At 71.3% G+C, this 3,023-nt stretch carries 4 protein-coding genes; 2 read left to right on the top strand and 2 right to left on the bottom strand.

Annotation, left to right across the window (positions count from 1 at the left end):
• Positions 1-594 (top strand): MarC family protein (locus tag K7854_RS37130; RefSeq protein ID WP_226030966.1); only part of this gene is annotated, 594 nt, incomplete at its 5' end.
• Between the two features lie 107 nt (positions 595-701).
• Here K7854_RS37130 and K7854_RS37125 read toward each other — a convergent pair.
• The gene (locus K7854_RS37125) at positions 702-854 is read right to left on the bottom strand and encodes a DUF8834 family protein (RefSeq protein ID WP_226030965.1); all 153 of its coding nucleotides are present in this window, start codon (positions 852-854) and stop codon (positions 702-704) included.
• Positions 855-1,137: 283 nt separating this feature from the next.
• Between K7854_RS37125 and K7854_RS37120 the strand changes: the two genes are divergently transcribed.
• A complete protein-coding gene (locus tag K7854_RS37120) occupies positions 1,138-2,034 on the top strand; it encodes an NYN domain-containing protein (protein ID WP_226030964.1) in 897 nt (298 codons plus the stop codon).
• On the opposite strand, the gene K7854_RS37115 is transcribed toward K7854_RS37120, so the two are convergent.
• Entirely contained in the window at positions 2,031-2,957 is a 927-nt protein-coding gene (locus K7854_RS37115; RefSeq protein ID WP_226030963.1) for an alpha/beta fold hydrolase, read from the bottom strand. The genes K7854_RS37120 and K7854_RS37115 overlap by 4 nt on opposite strands.
• Positions 2,958-3,023: the final 66 nt, after the last annotated feature.

Here is a 3,023-nt window from a genome sequence, read left to right as displayed (position 1 = left end):
GCCGTCTTCGGCTCTCTCTTCCTGACCCTTTTTGTCATCATGGATCCCCCCGGGATCACCCCGATCTTCCTGGCACTGACCGCCGGCCGCCCCGCCAAGGTGCAGCGCCGGATGGCCTTCCAGGCCGTCTGCGTCGCCGGTGGCGTGATCACGGTGTTCGGTCTGCTCGGGCACCAGATCCTGAACTACCTGCACGTGTCCGTGCCCGCGCTGATGATCGCGGGCGGGCTGCTGCTCCTGCTGATCGCCCTCGACCTGCTCACCGGCAAGACGGACGAGCCGAAGCAGACCAAGGACGTCAACGTCGCCCTCGTACCGCTGGGCATGCCGCTGCTCGCCGGGCCCGGGGCGATCGTGTCGGTCATCCTGGCCGTGCAGAAGGCGGACAGCGTGACCACGCAGGTGTCGGTGTGGGCGGCGATCCTCGCCATTCACGTGGTGCTCTGGCTGGTGATGCGGTACTCGCTGCTGATCATCCGGGTCATCAAGGACGGCGGCGTGGTGCTGGTGACCCGCCTCGCGGGCATGATGCTCTCCGCGATCGCCGTACAGCAGATCATCAACGGAGTCACCCAGGTGATCCAGGGCGCGTGAGTGCGAGAACCGGGCGCGCGAGTACGCGAACCGGGCGCATGGGTACGCGAACAGGGCCCCGCACGGAGTGCCGTGCGGGGCCCTGTTCTCGTGTGCGAAGGTCCGCGCTACAAGGCCGAGCTGTCGGCGGGGCGGATCCACAGGCGCTGCCCGATGGCGGCGGCCTGCTGAACGATGCGGTTCACGGAGGCGGCGTCCACGACAGTCGTGTCCACGGGGGTCCCGTCGACGTCGTCGAGTCGCATGACTTCAAAGCGCATGGCCTCTCCCTTGATCTGGTCATCCTCCTGCGGAGAACTACTGGTGTGGCTCCTGGGTCGTCGGTGCCCGGGCTTCCGTAGTGGTCAACGGGATGCCCTCTGCAAACATTCCCTACGCTAAGGAAATTTTTCGCACGACTAATTACTGACAAGTAAGTCGCTTGTTACGAGGTGGCCGGGCGCAGGAGGCGGTACAGCGGGTCGGCGCCGCGGAAAGATGCTCGCTACAAGACTGACCGGGACCGGTTGTGTTCGTAGCGTGACCGCCGGGAGAATGGAGGCGATGAACGACGACCTCGCGCCCCTGAACGCTCGTATCGATCGCACGAACGAGCTGCTCCAGCGCATGCTCGCCGAGGTGGCGAAGACCCCCTCGACCCACGCGATCTTCGTCGACGCCGGTTACCTGTACGCGGCGGCGGGGCGACTGGTGGCCGGGACCGAGGACCGCCGGGCCTTCGACCTGGACGCCGACGCCCTCATCGAGGCACTCATCGACAAGGCGCGGACGGTCTTCGCGGACAGCCGCCTGCTGCGCGTGTACTGGTACGACGGCGCCCGCCGCCGCATCCACACCGCCGAGCAGCAGTCCATCGCCGAGCTGCCCGACGTCAAGGTCCGCCTGGGCAACCTCAACGCCAACAACCAGCAGAAGGGCGTCGACTCCCTCATCCGCACCGACCTGGAGTCCCTCGCCCGGCACCGCGCCATCAGCGACGCGGCCCTGCTCGGCGGCGACGAGGACCTGGTGTCCGCGGTCGAGGCCGCCCAGGGGTACGGCGCCCGCGTCCACCTGTGGGGCATCGAGGCACCCGAGGGGCGCAACCAGGCCGAGCCGCTGCTCTGGGAGGTCGACAGCCAGCGCACCCTCGACCTCGACTTCTTCAAGCCGTACGTCTCCCGCCGCACGACCCACACCGGCGAGGCGCCCGGTGTCCCGCGCCCCGGCCGCGAGGACGTCCGCTTCGTGGGCGCGCAGATCGCGGCGAAGTGGCTGGCCTCCCGGGGCCGCGAGTCACTGGTCGAACTGCTCCCCGGCCACCCCTACCTCCCCGGCTCCGTGGACCAGGACCTGCTGGTGGAGGCCGAGGGACTGCTCCAGTACTCGCTGCGTGGCCAGGCCGACCTGCGACGGGCGCTGCGGGACGGCTTCTGGGAGCACCTGCGGGCGCAGTACTAGGCGGGGCCGCCGCGGCCTCGGGGCAGGTGCCGCGGGGGCGGTGCGGGGCGCCCGGGGTGGTCGTCCCAGAAGTCGGCGAGGGCGCGGGCCGTCGCCAGGGGCTGGTCGGTGTTGGGGGAGTGCTCGGCGCCCGCGACCACCGTCCGGCGCGCGTCCAGCCGCCGGGCCATCTCGTCCAGGAGGGGCACCGGCCAGGTGTCGTCGAAGTCGCCCGACAGCACGTGGCAGGGCAGCGGCACGGCGGCCAGCTCGGCGACCCGGTCCGGCTCGGTGCACAACTGGCGTCCCGTGGCGAGCAGTTGCGCCGGCCGGGTGCCCAGCCAGCGGTCGCGCAGCCGTTCCGGGTCCTCCGGGCCGTGGGCGGGGGTAGGGGCGCCGACCTCCTCCGGCGGGCCCATGGCCTGCATCACCTTCCAGACCTCCGCCATCGTCATCGTGTCCAGCGCGTCCCGCAGGAGCTTCACCCGCTGCCGCTGCGACTCGGAGATCCGCGCCGGGCCCGAGGACATCAGCGTGAGGGACAGGAACGGGGCGGCGTCGAGCAGGACCGCCGCCCGGGCGATCTGGCCGCCCAGGGAGTGCCCGACGAGATGCACGCGCGTCCCGAGGGCGGCGGCCTGCGCGAGCACGTCCCGGGCCAGCTCGGAGCGCGCGTACGCCGACTCGTCGTGCTCGGGCCCGTCCGACTTGTACTGCCCCCGCCCGTCCACGGCGACCGTGCGGTATCCGCGCGCCCCGAGCGGCCGGTGCAGCAGCGTGAAGTCCTCCTTGCTCCCCGTGAAGCCGGGCAGCAGCAGCACCACGCCGCGCGGCGCGACCCCGTCGGCCACCGGCGAGTCGACGACGGCGAACTCTCCGCGCGCGGTGCGCAGTCGGTACGCACGGGCGTCCGGGGGCGGGCTGAAGGCGGCGTTCCTGCTCACGGGCAGAGGCTATCGGGCGCGGGGCACGGGAGTGACAACGCCGTCGGCCCGGCCCCGCGTGGATCG

The organism is Streptomyces hyderabadensis (assembly GCF_020404845.1).
GTDB classification, from domain to species: Bacteria; Actinomycetota; Actinomycetes; order Streptomycetales; family Streptomycetaceae; genus Streptomyces; species Streptomyces hyderabadensis.
The sequence above is the reverse complement of the archived record's forward strand: the minus strand, read 5'-3'. Positions and strand labels throughout refer to the sequence as shown.

Excerpts from the sequence above, each read along its gene's own strand:
- K7854_RS37125 (WP_226030965.1), bottom strand. The coding sequence starts at position 854 with ATGCGCTTTGAAGTCATGCGACTCGACGACGTCGACGGGACCCCCGTG.
- K7854_RS37120 (WP_226030964.1), top strand. The coding sequence starts at position 1,138 with ATGAACGACGACCTCGCGCCCCTGAACGCTCGTATCGATCGCACGAAC.